This is a genomic window from Clostridium fessum, assembly GCF_003024715.1.
Lineage (GTDB): Bacteria > Bacillota > Clostridia > Lachnospirales > Lachnospiraceae > Otoolea > Otoolea fessa.
In genome coordinates, this window is record NZ_PYLO01000002.1 from 175,922 (window position 1) to 201,244 (window position 25,323).

Genomic DNA, 25,323 nt, shown 5'->3' on the forward strand with positions numbered 1-25,323 from the left:
AAATGAAAGTGGATCCATTTGAAGCTGCCTCCTTTTATCTGTTATATACTCTTGAAATCTGCAACACCCGGAAGCGTTTCCGAACCTGTTTCAGCATCGCTTCCAGGTATATAATTCCGTGATTATTTCTCTACGATGTTCTTGAAGTACCAGTGAATATTGCCTGTGATATCTGCATCAGACATATGCTCGCCCTCGGTGCCAACGGTGGTTCCGTCGTTGCACTCGATCACGCCATCAAATACATCCCAGTCGCCAGACTCGATCTTCGCACGTGCCTCATCGATCTTCTCCTGCGTACCATCTACGCACAGGTCAGATAACGGGGAAATGTCTACCAGACCTTCCTCCAGACCGCCGAAGTAGTTCTCGCCTGTCCATGTACCATCAATCAGATCCTGTACAGCTTTGGTATAGTAAGCGCCCCAGTTCCAAACGGTGGAGGTCAGAACTGCCTTCGGAGCATCCTTGCTCATATCAGAGTTGTAACCAACACCAAATACGCCAGCTTCCTCAGCTGCCAGCTGCGGGTTCGGTGTATCGCAGTGCTGTCCAATGACATCACAGCCCTCGTTGATCAGGGCTACGGCTGCCTGTTTCTCACCTTCCGGATCGTACCAGCTGTTGGTGGTCTTGATGTAAACGGTTGCATCCGGGTTTACAGAATATACACCCATTGCAAATGCGTCACATCCGCCGGTAACCTCGGCATTGTCCTTGCCCCAGGCGCCGACATAACCGATCTTATTGCTCTCTGTCTTTAAACCAGCCGCGATACCAGTGAGGTAACGGGACTGATAAATCCGTCCAAAATAATTGTTAAAGTTCACACCGTTGGATTTGTAGCCGGTTGCATGGGAGAAGATAACGTCCGGATATTCTTCTGCCAGTGCCTCGCATGCATCCATGTAGCCCCAGCTTGTCGCGAAGATAATCTGGCATCCTTCCTCGACACACTCGCGCATTGCTGTCTCGATGGCAGTCTGATCATCGTCCGCTACGTTGTTCTTGCGGATAATCTGATCATCCTCCAGACCAACGGCTTTCTGCATCGCTACGATACCCTGATCATGCGTATAGCTGTAACCGGAACCATCCGCCGGATTTCCAATATGAATCACTCCGACCTTCAGATCCTCTTTAGCAACTGCCGGCATCACGCCCTCTGCTGCCTCGCCTGCTTCTGTGTCTGCCGCGTCAGCTCCCTTTTCCTCCGCTGCCTTCGTATCTGCTGTATCAGAAGACGAAGAAGAACAGCCTGCACACAGGGACAGCGCCATGGCAGCGCTCAGTAACACGCTTACTACTTTTCTCATAACATTTCCTCCTAAGAATGCCTGCGAATGCGGTTCTTTCCCTTTCTCATCGTTTATCAGAATTCCCTCGCGGAACCTGAAATCCGAAAATAAAACCGCATTCCCGAAAATTTGGATCGATACAGGAGATATTATTGCATATTTACAGACGCTTTTCAAGGAATTTGCCTGATTTTTACTGTGATATTTATTAATCTCTTTTCATAAGTTTTACTTATTTCTTTTTCTCTCCTGTAATCCCCCGATATGCAGGAAGGGAACACCGGAGGAATCAGCTGCCAGCATCTTTTTTCGACGCAGACAACACAAAAACAGGCACCAGACATTTCCTTTCAAAATGCCTGATACCTGCTCTGCTCACTGTAACTGATTTCTCTTATAACTTCGGCAAACACGTAACCGTCCACCTTGATAATACACGGCTCCGTTTTAAGCCTCTGCCTCGCCAGCTTCTTTCTTCTCTTCCAGAATCTTCATAAACTCCTCACCGGTGATCGTCTCCTTATCCAGAAGATAGTCTGCCAGCTCATGAAGCTTATCCTCATGCCCGGAAAGAATAGCTTTCGCTTTCTCATACGCGCTCTTTACCAGCGCAATCACTTCCTCATCGACCCTCGCCGCCGTCTCTGCCGAACAAGCCAGGGAAGTATCGCCACCTAAATAGGCGTTGTTGACCGTCTCGAGCGCTACCATGCCGAAATGGTCACTCATGCCGTAACGCGTCACCATCGCACGGGCGATCTTGGTTGCCTGTTCGATATCATTCGAAGCCCCAGTCGTGATAGAATGGAAGATCAGCTCCTCCGCCGCACGGCCGCCGGTCAGTGTCACGATCTTGTTGAACGCCTCTTCCCTGCTCATCAGGAAGCGCTGATCCGCCTCCACCTGCATCGTATATCCGAGTGCCCCGGAGGTTCGCGGCACAATCGTGATCTTGTGGACCGGAGCCGAGTGCGTCTGCAACGCCGCTACCAGCGCATGACCGATCTCATGGTAGGAGACAATCTTCTTCTCATCCCCGGAAACACCGGCATCCTTCTTCTGATATCCGGCAATAACCGTCTCGACACTCTCTTCCAGATCCTGCTGGGACACGGTCTTTCGTCCCATCCGGACTGCCCGCAGCGCCGCCTCATTGACAATGTTTGCCAGCTCCGCGCCGCTCGCACCGTTGGTGGCACGGGCGATCTCATTGTAATCCACACTCTCATCCACTTTAACCTTTTTGCCATGGACTTTCAGAATTGCCTCACGGCCTTTCAGATCCGGTAGCTCTACCGGAATCCGGCGGTCAAAACGTCCCGGACGAAGCAGCGCCGGATCGAGGGATTCCGGACGGTTGGTCGCCGCCAGAATGACAACACCCTTCTTGCCGTCAAAACCATCCATCTCAGTCAGAAGCTGGTTCAGCGTCTGCTCGCGCTCGTCATTGCCGCCCATGCCGGCGCCGTCACGCTTCTTACCAATCGTATCGATCTCGTCGATAAATACGATACACGGCGCTTTTTCATTGGCCTGTTTAAATAAATCACGCACCTTCGCCGCACCCATGCCGACAAACATCTCAACAAATTCCGAACCGGAGATCGAGAAGAACGGAACGTGTGCTTCCCCGGCAACGGCCTTCGCCAGCATCGTTTTACCGGTTCCTGGAGGTCCGACTAACAGGGCGCCCTTCGGCAGCACCGCACCGATCTCCGAGTATTTTTCCGGCTTATGCAGAAAATCGACAATCTCTTTTAACGCATCCTTCGCCTCTTCCTCGCCAGCCACATCCGCAAATGTGATACCTGTCTCGGATTCTGCATAAATCTTCGCATTCGACTTGCCAAACGTCATTGCGTTGCCGGGTCCGCCGCCCATCCGTTTCATCAGTGAACGTCCCATGAGCTGTCCGATTCCCACAAAGAGAATCAGCGGCAGAATCCAGGTCAGCAGGAAATTGAGAAGCGGAGAAGCCTGTGTATTGATCTCCGCACTGTATTTTACATCTTTTCCATCAAGCAGCTCATACAGGTTTACCCCCGGAATCTCCCCAGTCTTGTAGGTGACATTCCAGGTCTTGTTTTTATCGTCATTTTTCAGCGTATAGACGATCTCATTGTTCGTCGTCACATACACCTCATCGACATTATTCTCTTTCAGCTGTTCACTGAACTGGTCAAACCGCACTTCCTGCGTCCGATCCATCATGGATGGGAAGAGGAAAATGTTTAACAGCATGACAACCAGCATTACCAGTCCATAATAATATAGAAATGATTTTCTGGGCGGCTGCTTTCCGCCTCCGTTCGTATTCTCTACCATAGATTGTTCTCCTTATTGTGAGTCTGTGACAGGTGGTTTCTGTGTTTCTGTCACATCGTTTCGTGATACATTAACATATACCGCATTCTTTGTTATTTGTCAATCCACAATAGTAAATATTTATTTACTTTTTATATTTGTTGACCTTTTTGTCTGGATGTGCTAGAGTACAAGTAAATTGATGTTTCCTTGTTTGCAATTTATGTTTGTGAAATGGACCGCATTTTATTACTTTGATATTTAAATTTGGAGGTTTTCCTATGAATCCAGGCAAAAAAAATTCAAATCTTTTAAAAAACACCGGTATCCACTTCCTGGAGTTTGCACTCGGCTTTCTCTCCCTGGCGAAATGCCACTACCAGCCAAGCCATGATATGAAAGTCAACTCGCTTCCATTTTTCGCCCTGATCGCGCTCGACAGCTGGGCAGATCAGGACTATACCATGTCTGAGCTGGCAGACAAGCTGAGTATCACAAAGCAGCAGCTCTCCCATATGATCAAGGTTCTTGAGGAACGCGGTCTGGTCGAGCGGATCCATGATACAGCCAACCGCCGCCGCGTCTACATCCGCATCTGCGATTCCGGCCGTGAGATGATGAACCAGATGAAGCAGGAAATGCTGTCTTCCACCCTGTTTGGGCTGCGCGCTTACACCCCGGAAGAACTGGCATCGATGGACGAGTGCCTGTGCCGCCTGATGGAATTAATGAAGAAATTCAACTGTGAAACCGATGAACCTGCGAAGAATGTATCCGTATGATAAAGACACCGGAGACACTTTTTTCTCCGCTTTCTTTTAAATCCTGTATAATTGACTTTTGTAACGTCCAGCAGCATTCCGGATTGATTTCTCTGCCATTTCATCCTTTCATCCGTTCCGGTGTGTTCCACGCCTCAGCAGAGTTTTCTTTCTGTGCCAATGGACGTTTCTCAATGATACAGAAAGAAGGTTCCTACATATTATGCCACAAATGATAGAAAATCATATTTTTCCACACGCTGCTCATAACAAGCACACTCTCCCCCTCTCATCCAGGCAAACTTCTGCTGCCATTCCACGCCTTTCCGGTCAAACGCGTGCTGCCGCACCTGCAAGAGCCCAAAAGGCCGCGGACGAATTTGCCCGCTACCTGCTCACGCGCAACCTTGCCGATGAGACACTCCGCGCTTACACTTATGCGGTACGGCAATATTTTACCTATTACCGTGACATTACCTACCCCAATTTAAAGCTATACAAAATCTTTCTGCTCGAGCACTACAAGCCGCAGACCATCAACCAGCGGATCCGGGCTTTGAATGCCTACCTGGATTTTAAAAAGCTCTATCCCGGGCATCTTCCCATGGTAAAAATCCAGCAGAAAACCTATCTGGATCACATAATCAGCGAGGCGGATTATGAATACCTGAAACGCTGCCTGCTTCGGGATGAACGGTACACTTACTATTTTCTCATCCGTTTCATGGCGGCAACCGGCGTCCGGGTCAGCGAGGTGATTCAGTTCCAGGCAGAAGATATTTTCTCCGGCTATAAGGACATCTATTCCAAAGGAAATAAAGTCCGGCGCATCTACATTCCACAGTCACTCCGAACCGATACCCTCAAATGGCTTTCCTTTCTCCACAAATCCCACGGTCCCATCTTCCTCAACCGCTTCGGTTCGCCCATCTCTCCAGGCGGCATCCGCAGCCAGCTCAAAACCATCGCCCTCTCCTACCACATGACACCGGAAATGGTACATCCGCATGCATTCCGCCACCGGTTTGCCAAGAGTTTTATCGAAAAATGCGGCGATATTTCCCTGCTCTCCGATCTGCTTGGACACAAAAATCTCGAAACAACCCGGATTTACCTGATGAAATCGAGTCAGGAACAGCAGACGGTGATTGACCGGGTGGTGACGTGGTAGGCACAGGCGTGTGAAAACCATAAAAGGGGAAAGAACTGCCATTTTCCACAATTCTTTCCCCTTTATTATAGATTTATTTTTTCTCTGCCTCCACAATCACGAGCTCATATGGAAGTGCTTCCTCAGCGCTATCGGTTCTAATGTTTTTAACCGACCGTTCTACCGCATTCTCTTTTTTCTCCTGCTTCCCACTGTCCAGCTTTGTCTCAACATTCTGTTCCGCCTTCTTTTCAGAATCTTCCTCCTTTTCTGCTGTTCTACTAATAAGACGATGGGAGATTTCATTTGGTTTTATATATTTGCAATTTTTTTAACAACTTTTCTTTCCAAATAAACATTTTTCAAAACGGAAGTTAGAAGAACCAGATGGATAATAGAAAACGCATAAAGATATTACAGGCATAAAAAAAACCCGGCAGAAAGAAAATGTGCTATGACATTCTCTCCCTACCGGGCTTTTCCTAATATTAAATTTCCTTACAGCACCTTACTCAAAAATGCCTTCAATCTTTCGCTCTTTGGATGCTCAAAGAACTCCTTCGGTTCGTTTTCTTCGATGAAGTTGCCGCCCTCCATGAACATGACGCGGGTTGCCACCTCGCGGGCGAAGCCCATCTCATGGGTAACCACGACCATCGTCATGTGTTCCTCGGCAAGCTGGCGCATTACGTTTAATACCTCGCCTACCATCTCCGGGTCAAGTGCAGAGGTTGGCTCGTCAAAGAGCATCACATCCGGATGCATTGCCAGGGCGCGGACGATCGCCACACGCTGTTTCTGACCGCCGGAGAGCTGTCCCGGATAGGCGGATGCCTTTTCCTTTAATCCGACACGCTCCAGAAGTTTCAATGCCTCCGTCTCCGCCTCGTCCTTCGGGCGTCCGAGCAGTTTCATCGGTGCCAGCGTCATATTATCAAGAATCGTCATATGCGGGAACAGGTTGAACTGCTGGAATACCATTCCCATTTTCTGACGAAGTTTGTCAATGTTTGTCTTCGGATCCGTGATATCCGTTCCCTCAAAATAGATGTGTCCGCCGGTCGGAGTTTCCAGCAGGTTCATGCAGCGCAGAAATGTGGATTTACCGGAACCAGATGGTCCGATCACGCAGACAACATCCCCCTTGCGTATCTGGGTGGAAATATTGGTCAGGACCTTTAAATCACCGAACGCCTTGGAAAGGTCATTGATGTCAATTATCACTTCTCCGTTTTGTACGTTATCGTTCATTCTTTCTCAGGCTCCTTTCCAGATTCTGTGCAAAGTGGTTGAAGATCATCGTCAGCGCCAGATAAACAGCAGCCACTATCAGAAGCGGTGTCCACGCGTCATACGTTCTGGAACGGATGATATCGCCGCCCTTCGTCAGATCCTGCACCGCCACGTAACCGGCTACCGAAGTCTCTTTCAGAAGAACAACAAACTCATTGCAAAGTGCCGGAAGTACGTTTTTAAATGCCTGCGGCATAATGATATAGCGCATCGTCTGCACATAGTTAAAACCAAGGCTTCGACCTGCCTCCATCTGTCCCTCGTCGATCGACATGATACCGGAACGGAAGATCTCCGCTACATACGCTGCCGAGTTAAGACCAAACGCGATCACACCGACAAAGACGCCAGCAAATACACGTGATACAAAAATACAGTAGTAGAAAATCATCAACTGGATGACAACCGGCGTTCCCCGGATGACCGTCAGATATATCTGGCAGACACCATTTAAAAATTTCATTTTTCCGGTTTTGTCGTGAGTTGCACGGACAATCGCAATCAGCAGACCAAGGGCAATGCCGATCAGGGTCGCAAATAACGTGATGATCAGGGTATTTTTCAGGCCCCCTGTCAGATACTGCCACCTGTCATCCTTGATCAGGTTTAAATATAAGGCCTGCTTGAGTTTCTCCAATCTGTTTTCCTCCTTGTAAGGTGATATAGACTTGAAAAAGGGCTGCCGCCGAACCGTGTTTTCGCCATTCTGCAGCAACCTTTTTCCGTTCCGTCAGATACCGGAAACACTCCGGGTGTTTTCCGGATCACCTGAATCCATCCGTCTGACGATTCATTTCAATTCTCTTTTATATTACTCAGCGGTAATGTATTTTGCAACGATCTCATCCAGTTTTCCAGACTCTTCCAGGTTTGCGATGGATGCGTTGATAGCGTCCAGAAGCTCTGTATTGCCCTTCTTAACTGCAATTGCGTACTCTTCTTCTGCATACGGTGTTTCCAGAAGCTTTAAGCCGTCATTCTCGTCTACAAATACCTGTGCCGGTTTGTTGTCAATGATAACTGCATCGATCTTGCCAGTGGACAGTGCCTGTACTGCATCTGCGCCCTTGGAAAATCTCTGTACACTCTCCTCGCCGAAATCATCGGTGGAGTAAAGGTCACCGGTGGTACCCTGCTGAACACCGATCTGTTTGCCCTTTAAATCATCCAGGGATTTGATGTCGCTGTCCTCGGTTACGATAACAGACTGAACGCCGGTTGCGTAAGTGTCAGAGAAATCCACCTGGGTCTGACGATCCTCGGTAACAGTCATGCCTGCTGCTGCGAAATCAGCTTTGCCAGACTGAACCTCCGGGATGATAGAATCGAATGCTACGTCGGTGATTTCCAGAGATGCTCCCATATCCTCGCAGATAGCGTTTGCAATATCTACGTCGATACCTACGATATCATTTCCATCGTGGTACTCATACGGTGCGAACTCAGCGTTGGTGGACATAACCAGAGTCTTTCCTGCAAATGCGCTGTCGCCAGCCTCTGCTGCCTCGCTGCCCTCTGCTGCCTCTGCGGTTGTCTCCTCATTCTCCTCTGCGGCTGCGGTTGTCTCTGCCGGTTTGGAAGAGCATGCTGCTAACGATGCTGCCATAGCAGTTGCCATAGCGATTGCTGCTAATTTCTTTTTCATAATAAATTCCTCCTCATTTCTATTCGCTGCTTTTGTATTTTTATGCAGTAAATACGAATATTCTTACTTTTATTATTGTATCTAGGAATACATTATACCGCATTTTTATAAATAATCAAGCCTGAATTCCTGTTTTTTACAGGGTTTTGTATGATTATGCATTCTTTTCCAATTTGTACGGTTCCAGTTTCGGACAGATCTGGTTGTTAATTCTTGGCACGGGAGTTTAATAGTTGCATAATCAAAAAACGCAGAGACTTTTTATATTTGTCATTCCTACACGAAAGCAAATGGCAGCACTTCTTACTCCGTATGTACGGATCTTCTGGATGATGCGGTTGGTGAAATTTTGAAAGTAAATGAAAGCAGATGACATCTCGAAGAATGTTTCCGGTTTCCGAACGGATTATCAATTCATAACGAACAGTAAAATGAGAACAATTCCAAAAATGGACAAGGAAGAAAAAAATACTATAGTCTGCAACAGCAACAAAAATCGCTGCACCCCAGCAAATACAAAGGTTACAGCGATTTTATTTTCACTCAACTGCCAAAGACTGGTGTATCTGAACCTGGCTTTTCTATGGTCTTTCCGATGAATAGCTTGGCTGGCTTTTCATTGAGATTTCTTATGCTTTTTTCGTTGACATTTAATACTGTTCAATGTATCATATAATCAAGAAATGGGTTTGTTACCGTACAGCTATTGCTCAAGCGGGGTGCTCGTTTCTTTTTTTATGTTCACCATGTCATACAGATATAAATTTCCGTCTGTAGCATGTCGTATCAACATTTCTATCCTGAATATATTAAATCATTCAAGAATACCTCGGTGCTCTTGTATCCAAAAGCAGACGCACCCTTTCTTACTTCCTCGAACATTTTTCCGCATCGATCGCCAGCACAAACATCAATGCATCCAATGCATATTCCGGCTCATTTACCTGAATAACATACGTGTCCGTCATATGGAACAGCTCTTTGCTGACACTGGCAACCGAATATCCCCTTTGATCGAGGATATTATAATCCCATTCCATAATCGAACCATCGATATGCCAGCCATTGTAATCAATGTTGTAATGCGGTGTCAGAAAAGAGATTTCTTTACTCAGACATCCGATATAGGTGCCGTTTTTATATATCTCAAATTTGGGCAGAAATGTCAGTACACGCTGAACAACCATTCCAATTTCATTGCCGTCTGCATCATATATCACCAGCTTATGGCCCCAGGACAACTGGCCTTTTACCACATATACTGTATTGCCAAACTCATCATAAATATCATAACTGTCAAACCACGAAAATAACCGCTGTTTAAATAAAAGCTTCATAAAATCACCTCAAATATCATAATCCGTTCTCTTTTGTCCTCGCCCGGAAACAAATCCGATGTGTCGATCTCATCATAAAACATTAGCTGTTCCTCCGTCATCAGACAACTGATATATTCCTCCGATGGATAATAAAAAAACAGCAGTATCTCTCTCTGATTTTCGTAATAGGACTCATATATCCTGGCAAGAACAGAATGCAATATCTCTAACGAAAATGGATTAAAAAAATAACACCGGTTCACTTCTGGAGGAAGCTCATAGTTCTCCGCACTGCTTAAGATAAAGGAAGTACGGTTTCCGGACACTGCCGTCTCCTTATTTTCTGTTGCCCCCTGATAAATACGTTCATCGTATTCGATTCCGATTGTTTTACACCTTGTCTGATAGGACAAATAAAAACAGACTCTTCCCTTGCCGGTCCCATAGTCCAATAAGGTATTATTCTTACGGATTAATCCGCTGTTCGCCAACCGTTCCAGGACCACGTATGCCGTCGGTTCGTATGGGTATCGGTATTGATCCGCATGCGAATCGTCTCTGCCGCTTGTTCGGATTTTCAGAAATCTATCCCATTGAGTTTCATTTTGGTTCATGGTATATCTCCCGTATCATTTACTCGATTCTTATATCTACAGAATATAGGAAATTGGCAGCGCTTGTCAACTTGCAGCTTTGGAAAGAAAAAAATTGCAAATATGTAAATCTCCATCGTCTTATTACGGACAGATCTGGTTGTTAATTCTTGGCAAATCTAATATTTCGTACTATAACTATTCTGTACCGTTTTCTCTGTACTGGGCATCGGTTTCGCGTTTTTGTTTCATAGGACACAGTTTCCCATGAAACAAAGAAATCGCACCTGATTCACAAGATACGGAACCATTCCTTAGGTTTTATTACGAAAGAAGGCTTTTTATGATTTCCCGTCTACTTACCTTAACTGCCTGGTCCATGACACCGCCCGCAGTCTGGTCTCCCTTTCATTTAGCATTTATGCTGATCGGCATCCTGCTCGCCGCCTTTGCCGCATGGAAATTGCGGACGCGCTCCGAAGCGTTCCGTCTGCATCTGCTCTTTGCCTGCGGTGTTTTTCTGGCATTTTCCGAGGTCTACAAACAGCTTTTTCTCTATTACATAGAAAACAACCGGCACTACGACTGGTGGTATTTTCCATTCCAGCTCTGCAGCCTGCCGATGTACCTCTGCCTGCTACTGCCCTTTGTTCCGCATAAATATCAACGTATTTTTTGCACTTTTATGTATAATTACAACCTGCTCGGTGCCGTCATGGTGTTCATCGATCCGTCCGGTCTGATGCACCCGTACTGGACGCTGACCCTGCATGGATTTATCTGGCATATCCTTCTGATCTTCATCGGACTGCTCATCGCCTTTTCCCGCATGGTGCTGCCAACCGCCAAAGGATTCTGGCAGTCTACAGTTGTATTTGCGGTCGGATGTGTCATCGCAACCATCATCAATGTTACCTCGCATCCGTATGGAAACGCGGATATGTTTTATATCACGCCGTACTACGCAACCACGCAGATTGTGTACTCCCAGATCGCTGCTAAATTTGGAATTTTTGCCGGAAACGCAGTGTACGTGCTTTCGATCATCCTGGGTGCCTGGCTACTGCATCTCGTATATGAAATTCTCTCCCACAGAACCTGCCACTGACAGCCTCTTCCAGATGCATGGCAACTTTAAAAGAGCGCCAGCCCCGCATTCACAGCCGGGCAGACGCTCTTTTCTATAATAGCTCAATTAATTCACTGTCACGGTAAAATCCACCGAAACGACTCTGTAACAATGGATTTTACCCTTTTATTTTTATTTACTGAATCTCGCTATGGAACTCCTGCAGGGACTTAACCTCCAGATGTCCGTTCTTCTTGATACTTCTCAGAGCCTGTACGGTAGCCTTTGCTGCTGCCATGTTGGTGAAGTACGGAATCTTCGCCTTTACAGCTGCCTTACGGATGTAGCTGTCATCGCCTCTGCCCTTCTTATCGTTCGGGGTATTGATAATGATTGCCACTTCTCCGTTGGTAATCTTATCTAAAATGTTCGGACGGCCTTCGTTGATCTTGCATACCTTCTCAGCCGGAAGTCCTGCTGCTACCATCACATCACAGGTTCTGCCTGTACCCATCAGGGTAAAGCCACACTCGTAGAAGCCTCTTGCAACCTCGATAAGCTCTATCTTATCCTTGTCATTGACACTCAGGAGGACAGTTCCTGAGGAAGGAAGACGTGTCTGGGTTGCTTCCTGTGCCTTGTAGATAGCCTCACCAACGCTGGTGGACATACCAAGAACCTCACCGGTGGAACGCATCTCCGGTCCAAGTACCGGGTCAACCTCCGGGAACATCTTGAACGGGAATACCGGCATCTTAACACCGTAGTGCGGAATCTTCTTCTCTTTCAGTGCCGGAACCGGTGACGGACGGCCTGTTAAGTAGGAAGTCATGATATCCGTTGCCAGTTTTACCATCTTGATGTTGCATACTTTAGATACCAGCGGCACGGTACGGGATGCTCTCGGGTTTGCCTCCAGCACGTATACTTCGCCGTCCTCGATTGCATACTGCATGTTCATCAGACCTACTACGTGCATCTCTTTTGCGATACGGCTTGTGTAATCGCGGATTGTCTCTACCTGATCCTTGGTCAGATTTCTGGACGGAAGGATACAAGCGGAGTCACCGGAGTGGATACCTGCCAGCTCGATATGCTCCATAACAGCCGGAACAAATACGTTCTCGCCATCGCTGATAGCATCTGCCTCACACTCGGTTGCATGATGCAGGAAACGGTCAATCAGGATCGGACGATCCGGAGTTACACCGACAGCTGCTCTCATATAGAAGGTCATCGCTTCATCGTCATGAACAACCTCCATGCCGCGGCCGCCAAGTACATAGGACGGACGAACCATAACCGGGTAACCGATCTTATTCGCAATCTCTAATGCGTCATCAACGGTAACTGCCATGCCTGACTCCGGCATCGGAATCTGCAGTTTATCCATCATCGCACGGAACAGGTCACGATCCTCTGCCATGTCGATGGTTTCCGGAGTTGTACCCAGAATATTGACACCATATTTCTTCAGGTCTGCTGCCAGGTTCAGCGGTGTCTGGCCACCAAACTGTGCGATAACTCCCAGCGGTTTCTCCTTATGATAGATGCTTAATACATCTTCCAGAGTCAGCGGCTCGAAATACAGTTTATCGGAGGTATCATAGTCTGTAGATACGGTCTCTGGGTTGCAGTTAACGATAATTGTCTCAAATCCAAGCTCTTTCAGAGCGATAGCTGCATGTACGCAGCAGTAGTCGAACTCAATACCCTGACCGATACGGTTCGGACCGCCGCCCAGAATCATGATCTTCTTGTTGTCGCTGCACGGACTCTGATCCTTGATGTGATAGCTGGAGAAGTAGTATGCAGAATCCGGTGTGGCACTTACGTGTACGCCCTCCCAGCCTTCTACGATACCTTCTTTGGTTCTTGCATCGCGGATCTCTTCCTCTGTAACGCCTAACAGCTCGCTTAAATATTTATCTGCAAAACCGTCCAGCTTCGCCTGGCGGAGAACCTCAACCGGCGGAACCTCGCCCTTATACTGCATCAGGCTTTCTTCCTCTTCTACCAGTTCCTTCATCTGCTGGATGAAGTAATGTTTAATCTTGGTTAATTCGAACAGCTCGTCTACGGTAGCGCCCTTACGAAGTGCCTCGTACATAATAAACTGACGTTCGCTGCTCGGAACATGCAGCATCGCAAGCAGTTCTTTTTTTGTCTTCTTATCGAAGTCTTTCGCATGACCTAGACCGTAGCGGCCTCTCTCCAGGCTTCGGATTGCCTTCTGGAATGCCTCTTTGTAGGTCTTTCCGATACTCATAACCTCGCCGACTGCCTTCATCTGGGTTCCCAGCTTGTCCTCTGCGCCTTTGAACTTCTCAAATGCCCAGCGTGCAAACTTGATAACAATATAGTCGCCGGACGGAACATACTGATCCAGAGTGCCGCTCTTGCCGCATGGAATCTCATCCAGAGTCATACCGGTTGCCAGCATCGCTGATACCAGTGCAATCGGGAAACCAGTTGCCTTGGATGCCAGAGCGGACGAACGGGAGGTTCTCGGGTTGATCTCGATAACAATATCACGGTCTGTCTTCGGATCGTGTGCCCACTGTACGTTGGTACCGCCGATTACCTGGATTGCTTCTACGATCTTGTAGGATTTCTCCTGCAGACGTTTCTGTACTTCTTCCGAAATGGTTAACATCGGAGCAGAACAGAAGGAATCTCCGGTGTGTACGCCCAGCGGATCAATATTTTCAATAAAGCAGACAGTGATCATGTTGTTCTTCGCATCGCGGACAACTTCCAGCTCAAGCTCTTCCCATCCAAGGATAGACTCCTCTACCAGAACCTGACCAACCATGCTGGCCTGCAGGCCTCTTGCACACACGGTCTTCAGTTCTTCTACGTTATATACAAGACCGCCGCCTTCGCCACCCATGGTGTAAGCCGGACGAAGAACAACCGGATAACCCAGTTTATCTGCGATTGCCAGTGCATCCTCAACGCTGTAGGCAACCTCACTTCTAGCCATCTCGATGCCCAGGCTTTCCATTGTATGCTTAAACTCGATACGGTCCTCACCACGCTCGATAGCATCAACCTGAACGCCGATTACTTTAACATCATATTTATCCAGAACACCTGCTGCTGCCAATTCGGAGCAGAGGTTCAGTCCGGACTGTCCACCCAGGTTCGGGAGCAGCGCATCCGGGCGCTCTTTTTCAATGATCTGAGTCAGACGGTCTACGTTCAGCGGCTCAATATAAGTCACATCTGCTGTCTCCGGATCCGTCATAATCGTAGCCGGATTGGAATTGACCAGCACAATCTCATAGCCGAGTTTTCTCAGTGCCTTGCACGCCTGTGTTCCCGAATAATCGAACTCACACGCCTGTCCGATAATGATTGGACCGGAACCGATAATCAATACTTTGTGAATGTCATTTCTCCTCATGTTTTCTCCCTCTCATTGTCTGCTGTTTTTTGGCTTTAAAAAAGCGGCCTCCCGGATCAACTAAAAATCAAGCACCTCCGCGGTGCCTTCACGCGCGTCTGTCTGATCTTCCGTCACCCTGACAGCCTCCGCCAATCGCAGCTCTGCCAGACCCCAGTTAGCCATTATCAGCATTATAATAGAAAGCGCTTTATTTGTAAACAAAAAATTTTACAAAAATCGATCTTTTTTGCTTTTCTTTTTTCAAAATGTATGATATTATAGTAAAGATATACTGGGGTGTTTATTTTGTCCAAAAGGCAGATTTAGACCCTCTTATTTTCGTTCCTGCGCGAGAATGTGCCAAGGCATATTCTTTTTTATTATCTTGTCCTACGAAAATCCTACGAAAAGGAAAGGGGGTATCCATTATGAAAAAAGTTGTCATCATCGACGGTCAGGGCGGACGCATGGGGCGCGCTCTCGTAGAAGAAATCCAGAAACTCTGTCCCGGACAGCCGCTTCTCGCGCTCGGTGCCAACACCACTGCCACTGCCGCGATGATGAAAGCCGGAGCTGCCATGGGCGCCACCGGAGAAAACCCCGTTCTCGTCGCCTGCCGCGATGCCGACCTAATCATCGGACCAATCGGCATCGTCATTGCAGACTCCCTCTTAGGAGAAATCACCCCCGCCATGGCAGCCGCCATCGGACAAAGCCGCGCCCAGAAAATCCTGATTCCTGTCAGTGGAAGCTCCTATTGCCGCCATATTTTAGTAGGAACACAGAATTTACCAATGAATGAATATATCCATTTGGCGGCAGAGGAAGCAGCTGCCTACCTGAATCATATTTAAAAAATGCACGAAGCTGAACTCTCATCGTTCCGCTCCGTGCATTTTTCTCCCGGTCTCTTTATCCTTCAAAACCTGCATCTTCAACTCATCCACCCCGGAAAATTTCATCTCCGGCCGCATAAAATCTAAAAAATGAACCTCTATCTTTTTCCCATACAGGTTTTCATCCAGATCATAGATATATGTCTCCGCCCCCGCCGGTCGTTTTCCGGCAATCGTCGGTTTTTTTCCAATATTCGTGATACTTCCATAAGAAGCACCATCAATCACCGTCCGGGAGAGATATACCCCGAACGCCGGAAGATGTTTCTGGATTCCCGGCAGGATATTCGCCGTCGGAAACCCTAGGGTGGAGCCTAAATGCTCCCCGTGTACCACCTGTCCGCTGATCCGGTACTCGTATCCCAACAGTTCATTCGCCTTGCGGATATTTCCCTTCGCCAGCTCTTCCCGGATATAGGTGCTGCTGATCTCGCGTTCGCCATCCATCGCCTTTTCAACGATCGATACCTCATATCCATATTTCGGTGCCAGTTTCCGAAGCAGTTCAGCATCGCCCTTCCGCTGGTAGCCAAAATGGCAGTCCGGACCGGACACGATCGCCTTTGCGCCCATCTTGCCGACCAGAATCTCGGCAACAAACTGTTCCGGGTCCATATGTGCGACTTCCTGGTTGAACGGATATTCCACCAGATACTCCACCCCCGCCTCGCGCAGGTTCTCCTCGCGCTCCTCGTTGGTCGTGATCATCGTCTGCAGCTTTCCCCGGATCAAGGTTCCCGGTGCCGTCTCAAAGGTAAACACCGCTGGTTTATATTCTTTTTCCCGATACCGCATCACTTCCCGCAGCAGCTTCTGATGTCCTCTGTGAAGACCGTCAAACTTACCGATCGTGACCGCAGTCGGCTCTTTTATCTGAAATTCTCTGGTTCCGGCAAAATACTGCATCTTACTCTCCTCCCAGAAAGATCTTACGTGGTTTCCATTGTTTCTTCTCCGGCTGATAGGCATAGAGACCGATAAACTGGTTTGCGCTGTCATAGACGCGGATGATTCCAGAATCTGGAAGTACCATCTCTGAGTTTCCATCCGCAGAAACCTGGTGTTCAGCCAAACTGCTTCCGATCTGCACTAAGCAGCCGTCTCTCGGTCCCAGCCCCTTCGGGAATGGATTTCCATTCTGCAGCAGCTTATCCAGAACTTCGCTCTCCGACACATACGCCGGGCAGTCCTCAAACATTCCATCCACCGGCACGATCCTATCCTCGATCTGACCGGCTTTCGCCAGCGCTTCCACCTCGGACAGGCGCAGGCTGTCCCCGATCACAAATCGATCGACGCGGGTGCGGATCAGTTTTTCCATACAGCCGCCGCATCCCAGCTTTTCACCGATGTCATGGCACAGGGTACGGATGTAGGTTCCCTTGGAACAGGTCACGGTCATCGTCACACGCGGCAGTTCCATCGCATCTATCTGAAGATCATAGATTTCCACCGGACGTGCTGCCCGCTCTACCTCTTTTCCGGCTCTCGCCAGCTCGTAGAGCTTCTTTCCGTTGACCTTGAGCGCCGAATACATCGGCGGTACCTGCATATACGGACCAACAAAGCTCTCCGCCGCCCCGCGGACTGCCGGTTCTGTCAGCTGTTCCGTCGGTTTCTCCGAAAGAATCGTTCCTGTCGTATCCTGCGTATCGGTTTCGGTTCCCAGCAAAAGAACTGCCTGATACGTCTTTCTCTTATCCGTCAAAAGGTCGCACAGCTTCGTGCCCTTCCCCAGACATACAGGGAGTACGCCCTCCGCTGCCGGATCGAGCGTACCCGTATGACCGATCTTTTTCTGTCTCAAAATGCCCCGGAGCTTCGCCACCACATCGTGGGACGTAAACCCCGGTTCTTTATAAATGTTTATCACACCGTGAAACATAAAATCTCCTAAAAAATCAGAACTATTACCGTCCATGCGCTGTGCACCTGAAAGCAGGCAGCGCAATCAGCAACAGAACCTCCTATTCCTCCCTACGGGCATCCATCTGTTTCTCAATATGTCCCGTCAGGTTGTTGATCACATCCCTCGGATGTCCCTGCATCGTGCAGCCCGCCGCGTGGATGTGTCCGCCGCCGCCGAAATACGCCGCCACCTTGCTCACATCGACATAGTCGTTGGAACGAAGGCTGACCTTGTACTCGTTGAACGCCTTTTCATAGATGAAAATGGCACATTCCACTCCTTCGGTAATCCGGAGCTGATCGATAATGCCATCCAGATCGTTCGTATCGACACCGTAAAACTCCATTTCTTTCTGGGAAACTACACTGAAAATACATCTTCCATCCAGAATCCGTGTACTGCCAAGCAGCGCTTTTCCGAGAATCTGGTTCTGTGCGTAGGTCTTGCGGTAAAAGCTGTCGTCGATGATCTTCGCCGCGTTCACGCCTTTTTCCATCAGCGCGCCCGCGATTTCCATCGTTTTCCGGGTCGTTGAATTGTACTTAAATACACCTGTGTCATGCACAATTCCGGTATAGAGACACTCTGCCGCCTCCCTGCTGATCTTTGCCTCATCAAGAAGCGTGTATAACACTTCGCTGCAGGAGCTTGCATCCGGAATGATGTAATTTTGTTCTGCAAATCCTGTATTGGTTCTGTGATGATCGATGCAGAGTGTCTTGACGGCGCTGTCAAAATAGACCGCGTAGCCGCCCAGACGCTCTTTGTCGCTGGCATCCAGCGTAATGCACAGATCAAACTGTTTTTCCGGCACAATCTCGGTATGAATTTTCTCAAAATCATTCATATAAGAAAACTTAGCAGCCGGATGGTCGAGAAACAGTTCTGCCTCTATCTGCGGATAATTCTCCCGCAGATAGTTAAGCAGTCCCAGAGTCGTTCCGATACAGTCCCCGTCTGGATGGATGTGACCAAGCAGTACGATGTGCTCCGCCCCTTCCAGTGACGCCTCTAAGATATTTTTACTCATTTTCTTCCTCATCTCCCGATTCTGAGTCTCTGAGATTTTCAGTTACTTCATCGATCAGGCGGGTCATGTGTACACCGTACTCAATCGACTGATCGAGAATAAATGTAATTTCCGGCGTATTCCGTAAATTAATGCGTTTTGCAAGCTGGGTGCGGACAAATCCGACAGCACTTTTCAGTCCCTGGATCGTATCCTTCGCCGCTTCCTCGTTGCCTAACACGCTGATATACGCCTTGCAGTACTTGAGATCCGGAGTTACCTCCACGGAGACAACCGTTGTCATCGGATGAATCCGCGGATCTTTCAGCTCACGGCTGATGATGGAACTCAGCTCTCTCTGTACTTCACTGTTAATTCTTGTATTTTTAATGCTATTTTTACGCATGAATCCCTCTGCCTTTCTAGCGCGGAACCTCTACCATCGCATATGCTTCGATCATATCGTCTTCCTGCAGATCGTTGAACTTCTCAAATACAAGACCACACTCGTATCCGGAAGCAACTTCCTTCACGTCGTCCTTGAAACGCTTTAAGGATGCCAGCGGACCATCGAAGATCTGCTCGCCGTCACGGGTAATACGTGCCTTGCAGCCTCTCTGGAATTTACCATCCAGGACGTAGGAACCAGCGATAGTACCAACGCCGGAAGCCTTGAAGGTCTGACGTACAACGGCGTGACCGATTACCTGCTCCTCGTAAATCGGGTCAAGCATACCCTTCATCGCTGCCTCGACATCCTCGATTGCCTGATAGATGACGCGGTAGAGACGAACGTCTACTTTCTCACGCTCTGCGATGGACTTCGCGGTTGCGTCCGGGCGCACATTGAAACCAATAATGATCGCGTTGGATGCGGCTGCCAGACTGACGTCGGACTCGTTGATCGCACCAACACCGCCGTGGATGACCTTGACTACAACTTCCTCGTTGGACAGCTTCATCAGGCTCTGCTTTACTGCCTCGACAGAACCCTGTACGTCTGCCTTTACGATCAGTGGAAGTTCCTTTACATTTCCTGCCTTGATCTGGGAGAACAGATCGTCCAGGGAAAGTTTCATCTTTGTATCTTCAATTAACTTATTCTTGCTCTCAGAGATAAAGGTTTCTGCAAAGCTTCTTGCCTCTTTCTCGTTCTCCGGCTGTACAAATACCTCGCCGGCGTTCGGCACGTCATTAAGACCCAGAATCTCGACCGGAGTGGACGGACCAGCCTCTTTGACGCGGCGTCCTTTATCGTCCATCATCGCACGGACACGGCCGTAGCAGGCGCCTGCCGCGATCGGATCACCGACATGCAGGGTACCTTTCTGTACCAGGACGGTCGCAACCGGACCTTTACCCTTATCCAGCTCCGCCTCGATGACAAGACCTCTCGCATTACGGTTCGGGTTTGCCTTTAACTCTTTGACCTCTGCGGTCAGAAGGATCATCTCAAGCAGTTCCTTGATACCTTCCTTGGTATGTGCAGATACCGGAACGAAGATGGTGCTGCCGCCCCAGTCCTCCGGAACCAGTTCGTACTCGATAAGCTCCTGTTTTACCTTCTCAATATTGGCACTCGGCTTATCGATCTTGTTGATCGCTACAATGATCTCAACACCTGCTGCCTTCGCATGGTTGATCGCCTCGATGGTCTGCGGCATAACACCGTCGTCCGCTGCAACAACGAGGATTGCAATATCAGTGGATTTTGCACCACGCATACGCATTGCGGTAAATGCCTCATGTCCCGGCGTATCGAGGAATGTGATCTTCTGTCCGTTGATCTCTACCATGTACGCACCGATGTGCTGGGTGATACCGCCTGCCTCTTTTGCAGTTACATTGGTCTGGCGGATTGCATCCAGAAGGGAGGTTTTACCATGATCGACATGACCCATAACACATACAACCGGCGGACGGGTTACCATGTCCTTCTCATCCTCTTCTTCCTCTTTCAGAAGTTCCTCGATGACGTCAACCTTGACCTCTTTCTCACAGAGTACGTCAAACTCCATCGCGATCTCTTCTGCCTGCTCGTAATCTACTTCCTGATTGATGGTGACAACCTTGCCCTGTAAAAAGAGCTTCTTTACAATCACAGACGGCTGAAGTTTCATCTTGTCTGCGAGATCCTTGATGGTGATTACCTCCGGGATCGTGATTGTCTTGATCTCCTCAACCTTTGCCTCCTTCTTCTGCGGCGGCTGAACAGCGCTCTTTACGTTCTTTCCGCCTCTTCCCTTGGAGTGCATCTCTTCCTCATGGTCGATCTTGCTATATTTATCGTTCTTGTAATTATTCTTATTCTGCTTGTTGTTCTGCGGTTTCTGTACAACCGGGCTGTCGAAGGATGGCTTCGGAATATTTAAACCGCCGCGTCCATCGCGTCCGCCTCTCTGACCATCACGGCCGCCCTGATAGCCGCCGCTTCTCTGGCCGTCACGGTTTCCCTGATAGCCGCCGCTTCTCTGGCCATCGCGGTTTCCCTGATAGCCGCCGCTTCTCTGTCCATCGCGGTTTCCCTGATAGCCGCCGCTTCTCTGGCCGTCACGGTTTCCCTGATAGCCACCGCTTCTCTGTCCATCGCGGTTTCCCTGATAGCCGCCGCTTCTCTGGCCGTCACGGTTTCCCTGATAGCCACTGCTTCTCTGGCCGTCACGGTTTCCCTGATAGCCGCTTCTCTGGCCGTCACGGTTTCCCTGATAGCCGCCGCTTCTCTGGCCATCGCGGTTTCCCTGATAGCCGCCGCTTCTCTGGCCGTCACGGTTTCCCTGATAGCCGCCGCTTCTCTGGCCATCGCGGTTTCCCTGATAGCCGCCGCTTCTCTGGCCGTCGCGGTTTCCCTGATAGCCGCTTCTCTGTCCATCACGGTTCTCCGCTGGAGCTGCGCTCTTAGCCGGCTGTACGGTCTGATCTGCGCCTGCTGCTGCCGGACGGCTTGCCGGTGCGCCGGTCTTGGCTGCGTTTCCTGCATTGGCCTTGCCTGCCGGACGGCTTCCTCTCTGTACGCTGTTCTGCGGACGATAAACCGCTGCAATCCGCTTTTTCGGCGGCTCAGTTGTCTTCTCCGCCTCTTTCTTCTCTGCCTCTAACGGCTCTTTCTTTATATCTTCCACTCGATTTGTTTCCGCCTTTCCTGTATCTGTCTTTGACGCTGTCGTCTGTCTCTTTGCTCCTGCAAGGAAACATCTGACTGCTTCTGCCTGTTCCTCCGTCACCTTGGAAGAATGGCTTTTTACGTCAAAATGGTTTTTCTGCAGTATCTCTAAAACTTCTTTATTTGATTTGCCAATCTGTTTTGACAACTCATTAACTCTCATGTTTTGCTACCTCCGTTCCGGCACTGCCTTCCCGTTCTGCATAAGCTCCTAAAAGAGCCCGCCCAGAAAAGCGTTAATCATCCAACTTCTCTCTTAACGCCTTTGCAAAACCGGAATCCAAAACGGCCAGAGACGCTCTCATCTCTTTTCCCATCGCGTGTCCCAGCTCTTCCTTCATGCCGAACTGGTACACGGGAACCTTGTAGTATGCACATGAATTTTCAAACATCTTTTTTGTATTATCCGACGCTTCTTCTGACACGATCACCAGATACGCTTTTCCACTCTTGATCGCTTTCTCGGTCATGAACTCGCCGCTTGCCGTCTTACCGGCGCGCGTCGCCAGTCCCAGAAGATTCAGCACCTTTTTACGATTCTCCAAACTGCTCCATCTCCTTTTCCAGCGTCTCATAGACTTCCTTCGGAATCGCCATCTTGAGCGACCGCTCCAATCCTTTGCTCTTTACCGCCTTTTTCCAGCAGTCCATCGAAGGACAGAGGTAGGCGCCGCGTCCATTCCTACGGCCTGTCGCGTCAATCTCGATCGTATCGTCGGCTGTCTTTAAAACGCGGATCATTTCTTTTTTGCTCTTCATTTCTCCGCATCCGATGCACTGTCTGAGCGGCACTTTCTTTGCTCCCACTGTCTATCACTTCCATTTCTGTCAAATCCCGGTTCTGCTGCTTTCTTTCTGCCAAATCTGCTCGTTCCGCCCGAAATCAGCATCCCCGCACATTATCTGTCAGGATTATTCCTGCTCCGCTGCCGGCTCTTCTGTGCCCTCAGCCGCCTCATTTTCTGCTGCCTCGGCTGCGTCTTCCTCTGCCACGCTGATCAGCGGGTCATCGGTGTAGCCCTCGAAGCCTTCCTCATAACCGCTCTCAAGCTCATCTAAAAGACCGGACTCTCTTGCCTGTGTCTCACTCTTGATATCGATCTTGAAGCCGGTCAGGCGGGCTGCCAGGCGTGCATTCTGACCCTCTTTACCGATTGCCAGGGAAAGCTGGTAATCCGGAACGATCACCTGTGCCTCGCGTGCTTCCTCATCTGCTGCAACCAGGATAACCTTTGCCGGGCTTAACGCGTTCTCAATCAGGAATGCAGGGTTGTCATCCCAGTTGATGATATCGATCTTCTCACCGCGCAGCTCATTGACAACCGCGCTGACACGCGCGCCGTTTAAGCCGACACATGCACCGACCGGATCGACGTTCGGGTCGTTGGAGCTGACTGCCATCTTCGTACGGGAACCTGCCTCACGTGCGATCGCCTTAATCTCTACGGTACCGTCTCGGACCTCGGCAACCTCAGACTCAAAAAGGCGTTTTACCAGATCTGGATGGCTTCTGGATACGGTGATACGAGGGTCTCGCTGTGTCTCTTTTACTTCAATGACGTACAGTTTGATACGCTCGGTCGGTTTGAATACCTCGCCCTTTACCTGCTCACTCTCGTTCAGGATCGTGTCGATCTTGCCTAAGTTGATGCTGATGTTGCGTCCTACATAGCGCTGTACGATACCCGTTACGATATCTTTCTCTCTGCAGTGCCACTCCTCATACAGGGCGTTGCGCTCTGCCTCACGAAGTTTCTGTAAGATAACATTCTTCGCGTTCTGAACGGCGATACGTCCAAACTCCTTGGAATTGACAGAGAACTGAACGACATCGCCCAGCTCATACTTGCTGTTTAAGAGCTTTGCCTCTGCCAGGCTTACCTGGGTCATCGGATCCTCTACGGTCTCCACAACCTCACGCTCTGCCACGATGGAAAAATCTCCTGTTTCACGGTTGATGTTTACCTTGACATTATCTGCCCGGCCATAATTGTTTTTGTATGCTGTCAGCAGAGAATTTTCAATTGCTTCTAAAAGAACATCTTTGCTGATATTGTTTTCTTTTTCCAGCAGATTTATTGCCTCAATCAACTCTTTATTCATTTTATTTTATCTCCTCCTACCGTCTAAAAATCAAAGGCTAAACGAATCAAAGCAATCCCTGATTTTTCAAATGTACGCTCGCTGCCGTCCTCCATCGTGAGTGTCACGGAATCCGCGTCATAGGACGTAAGCGTTCCTGTAAATTCCTTCTGTTTGTCGATCGCTTTATACAGGCGGATCTCCACATCTTTGCCGATGCTTCTTGCAAAATCTTTCTCTTTCTTCAGAGGACGTCCCAGTCCCGGAGAACTCACCTCCAGTATATAGCTGTCCTCGATGAAATCTTCCTTATCCAGCCATTCACCAAGCAGACGGCTGATTACCTCGCAGTCATCAACGGTAATACCGCCCTCTTTGTCAATGTAGCACCGCAGATACCAGACGCCGACCTCGCGGACATACTCCACATCAACCAGCTCAAACTGATGCTGCTCCAGAACCGGCGTGATCCACGCCTCTACCCGTGCTTCGTACTGCTCTCCCTTTGCCACACCCCCACCACCTTTCTATGAAATTAGAAAGAGTGGACTTTTTTGTCCACTCTTTCCAGTCAGTCTATTATGTTATCGTGCCTAGTATAACATGCTTTTTTCGGAAGTTCAAGAGGTATTTCCTATTGTTTCTCTTTATTTACCGAATACAGCCTCATAATCTGCTTTGAATTTCTCGATACCAGCATCGGTCAGCGGGTGTTTTACCATCTGCATCAGAACCTTGAACGGAACAGTTGCGATGTCAGCACCAGCCTTCGCGCACTCGATGATGTGCATCGGATGTCTGGTGGAAGCACAGATAATCTCGGTGGAAATCTCCGGATAATTGTCAAAGATCTCTACGATATCGTAAATCAGGTCTGTACCGTTGGTGGAGATGTCATCCAGACGGCCTAAGAACGGAGAAACGTATGTAGCGCCTGCTCTTGCAGCCAGAAGTGCCTGGTTGGCAGAAAAGATCAGGGTTACGTTGGTCTTGATGCCCTCAGCGGACAGAGCTTTCACAGCCTTTAAGCCCTCGGTAGTCATCGGGATTTTAACAACCATGTTCGGATGAATCTTAGCGATCTCACGGCCCTCAGCGATCATATCCTCTGCCTTCACAGTCGTAGCCTTAACCTCACCGGAAATCGGTCCGTCTACAATGCTGGTGATCTCTTTGATAACCTCATTAAAATCACGGCCTTCTTTTGCAATCAGAGACGGGTTTGTGGTAACGCCACAGATAATACCCATATCATTCGCTTCACGGATCTCATCAACATTCGCGGTATCAATAAAAAATTTCATTTCCCATATCCTCCTAATTTTTATAAGATAGATAGCCAGTATCTCCTATATCTGCTATACATAAGTATACCATACTTGTCCCATCTATTTCCATACTTGAATCTATATTTTACAAATTGTTACTGTTCACGCATACGTGC

Annotated in this window: 22 protein-coding genes; 4 read left to right on the forward strand and 18 right to left on the reverse strand. The window is 48.8% G+C overall.

What is annotated here, in order from left to right; all coding sequences use genetic code 11:
- Positions 1-122 precede the first annotated feature (122 nt).
- A complete protein-coding gene (locus C7U56_RS05865) occupies positions 123-1,316 on the reverse strand; it encodes a BMP family ABC transporter substrate-binding protein (RefSeq protein WP_107000564.1) in 1,194 nt (397 codons plus the stop codon).
- Between the two features lie 429 nt (positions 1,317-1,745).
- Positions 1,746-3,623: an ATP-dependent zinc metalloprotease FtsH gene (ftsH, locus tag C7U56_RS05870; protein ID WP_107000565.1), complete on the reverse strand. Its 1,878-nt coding sequence runs from the start codon at positions 3,621-3,623 to the stop codon at positions 1,746-1,748.
- Positions 3,624-3,883: 260 nt separating this feature from the next.
- On the opposite strand from ftsH, the gene C7U56_RS05875 reads away from it, so the two are divergent.
- Both C7U56_RS05875 and C7U56_RS05880 read left to right on the forward strand, forming a co-directional pair.
- The gene (locus C7U56_RS05875) at positions 3,884-4,384 is read left to right on the forward strand and encodes a MarR family winged helix-turn-helix transcriptional regulator (protein WP_107000566.1); all 501 of its coding nucleotides are present in this window, start codon (positions 3,884-3,886) and stop codon (positions 4,382-4,384) included.
- A 202-nt stretch (positions 4,385-4,586) separates the two neighbouring features.
- Positions 4,587-5,534, forward strand: coding sequence for a tyrosine-type recombinase/integrase (locus C7U56_RS05880; protein WP_233430203.1), 948 nt, complete (start codon positions 4,587-4,589; stop codon positions 5,532-5,534).
- A 477-nt stretch (positions 5,535-6,011) separates the two neighbouring features.
- On the opposite strand, the gene C7U56_RS05885 is transcribed toward C7U56_RS05880, so the two are convergent.
- The 5 genes from C7U56_RS05885 to C7U56_RS05910 all read right to left on the reverse strand — a co-directional run bounded on the left by C7U56_RS05885 (position 6,012) and on the right by C7U56_RS05910 (position 10,384).
- Complete coding sequence (locus C7U56_RS05885; protein WP_181357209.1) at positions 6,012-6,734, reverse strand: amino acid ABC transporter ATP-binding protein; 723 nt, start codon at positions 6,732-6,734, stop codon at positions 6,012-6,014.
- A gap of 19 nt (positions 6,735-6,753) precedes the next feature.
- On the reverse strand, positions 6,754-7,443 hold the full coding sequence (locus C7U56_RS05890; protein WP_107000568.1) for an amino acid ABC transporter permease: 690 nt from the start codon (positions 7,441-7,443) through the stop codon (positions 6,754-6,756).
- A 174-nt stretch (positions 7,444-7,617) separates the two neighbouring features.
- Positions 7,618-8,451 (reverse strand): basic amino acid ABC transporter substrate-binding protein, encoded by an 834-nt coding sequence (locus C7U56_RS05895; RefSeq protein ID WP_107000569.1) that lies wholly within the window; start codon positions 8,449-8,451, stop codon positions 7,618-7,620.
- Between the two features lie 866 nt (positions 8,452-9,317).
- Positions 9,318-9,788: an LURP-one-related/scramblase family protein gene (locus C7U56_RS05905; RefSeq protein ID WP_107000570.1), complete on the reverse strand. Its 471-nt coding sequence runs from the start codon at positions 9,786-9,788 to the stop codon at positions 9,318-9,320.
- A complete protein-coding gene (locus C7U56_RS05910) occupies positions 9,785-10,384 on the reverse strand; it encodes a methyltransferase domain-containing protein (protein WP_107000571.1) in 600 nt (199 codons plus the stop codon). Before C7U56_RS05910 ends, C7U56_RS05905 begins: the two co-directional genes overlap by 4 nt.
- 322 nt (positions 10,385-10,706) lie before the next feature.
- On the opposite strand from C7U56_RS05910, the gene C7U56_RS05915 reads away from it, so the two are divergent.
- Positions 10,707-11,471, forward strand: a complete 765-nt coding sequence (locus C7U56_RS05915; protein WP_107000572.1) for a TMEM164 family acyltransferase — start codon at positions 10,707-10,709, stop codon at positions 11,469-11,471.
- A 157-nt stretch (positions 11,472-11,628) separates the two neighbouring features.
- Here C7U56_RS05915 and carB read toward each other — a convergent pair whose 3' ends face one another.
- On the reverse strand, positions 11,629-14,841 hold the full coding sequence (gene carB / locus C7U56_RS05920; protein ID WP_107000573.1) for a carbamoyl-phosphate synthase large subunit: 3,213 nt from the start codon (positions 14,839-14,841) through the stop codon (positions 11,629-11,631).
- A 410-nt stretch (positions 14,842-15,251) separates the two neighbouring features.
- On the opposite strand from carB, the gene C7U56_RS05925 reads away from it, so the two are divergent.
- Complete coding sequence (locus C7U56_RS05925; RefSeq protein WP_107000574.1) at positions 15,252-15,677, forward strand: DUF3842 family protein; 426 nt, start codon at positions 15,252-15,254, stop codon at positions 15,675-15,677.
- A gap of 21 nt (positions 15,678-15,698) precedes the next feature.
- Here C7U56_RS05925 and C7U56_RS05930 read toward each other — a convergent pair whose 3' ends face one another.
- The 10 genes from C7U56_RS05930 to fsa all read right to left on the reverse strand — a co-directional run bounded on the left by C7U56_RS05930 (position 15,699) and on the right by fsa (position 25,183).
- Positions 15,699-16,625 carry a bifunctional riboflavin kinase/FAD synthetase gene (locus C7U56_RS05930; RefSeq protein ID WP_107000575.1) on the reverse strand — a complete coding sequence of 309 codons (927 nt, stop codon included), beginning with the start codon at positions 16,623-16,625 and terminating at the stop codon, positions 15,699-15,701.
- Position 16,626: 1 nt separating this feature from the next.
- The gene (gene truB, locus C7U56_RS05935; RefSeq protein ID WP_107000986.1) at positions 16,627-17,604 is read right to left on the reverse strand and encodes a tRNA pseudouridine(55) synthase TruB; all 978 of its coding nucleotides are present in this window, start codon (positions 17,602-17,604) and stop codon (positions 16,627-16,629) included.
- An 82-nt stretch (positions 17,605-17,686) separates the two neighbouring features.
- Positions 17,687-18,658 carry a DHH family phosphoesterase gene (locus C7U56_RS05940; protein WP_107000576.1) on the reverse strand — a complete coding sequence of 324 codons (972 nt, stop codon included), beginning with the start codon at positions 18,656-18,658 and terminating at the stop codon, positions 17,687-17,689.
- Positions 18,651-19,043, reverse strand: coding sequence for a 30S ribosome-binding factor RbfA (gene rbfA, locus C7U56_RS05945; protein WP_022360140.1), 393 nt, complete (start codon positions 19,041-19,043; stop codon positions 18,651-18,653). The genes C7U56_RS05940 and rbfA overlap by 8 nt, the downstream gene beginning before the upstream one ends.
- Positions 19,044-19,059: 16 nt before the next feature.
- Positions 19,060-21,960 carry a translation initiation factor IF-2 gene (gene infB, locus C7U56_RS16145; RefSeq protein ID WP_107000577.1) on the reverse strand — a complete coding sequence of 967 codons (2,901 nt, stop codon included), beginning with the start codon at positions 21,958-21,960 and terminating at the stop codon, positions 19,060-19,062.
- Between the two features lie 73 nt (positions 21,961-22,033).
- Positions 22,034-22,342 carry a L7Ae/L30e/S12e/Gadd45 family ribosomal protein gene (locus C7U56_RS05955; RefSeq protein WP_107000578.1) on the reverse strand — a complete coding sequence of 103 codons (309 nt, stop codon included), beginning with the start codon at positions 22,340-22,342 and terminating at the stop codon, positions 22,034-22,036.
- Positions 22,329-22,604, reverse strand: coding sequence for an RNase P modulator RnpM (gene rnpM, locus C7U56_RS05960; RefSeq protein WP_107000579.1), 276 nt, complete (start codon positions 22,602-22,604; stop codon positions 22,329-22,331). Before rnpM ends, C7U56_RS05955 begins: the two co-directional genes overlap by 14 nt.
- A 105-nt stretch (positions 22,605-22,709) precedes the next feature.
- The gene (gene nusA / locus C7U56_RS05965; RefSeq protein ID WP_107000580.1) at positions 22,710-23,900 is read right to left on the reverse strand and encodes a transcription termination factor NusA; all 1,191 of its coding nucleotides are present in this window, start codon (positions 23,898-23,900) and stop codon (positions 22,710-22,712) included.
- Between the two features lie 23 nt (positions 23,901-23,923).
- Positions 23,924-24,391, reverse strand: coding sequence for a ribosome maturation factor RimP (locus tag C7U56_RS05970; protein ID WP_022358582.1), 468 nt, complete (start codon positions 24,389-24,391; stop codon positions 23,924-23,926).
- Between the two features lie 135 nt (positions 24,392-24,526).
- Entirely contained in the window at positions 24,527-25,183 is a 657-nt protein-coding gene (fsa, locus tag C7U56_RS05975) for a fructose-6-phosphate aldolase (RefSeq protein WP_107000581.1), read from the reverse strand.
- Positions 25,184-25,323 lie beyond the last annotated feature (140 nt).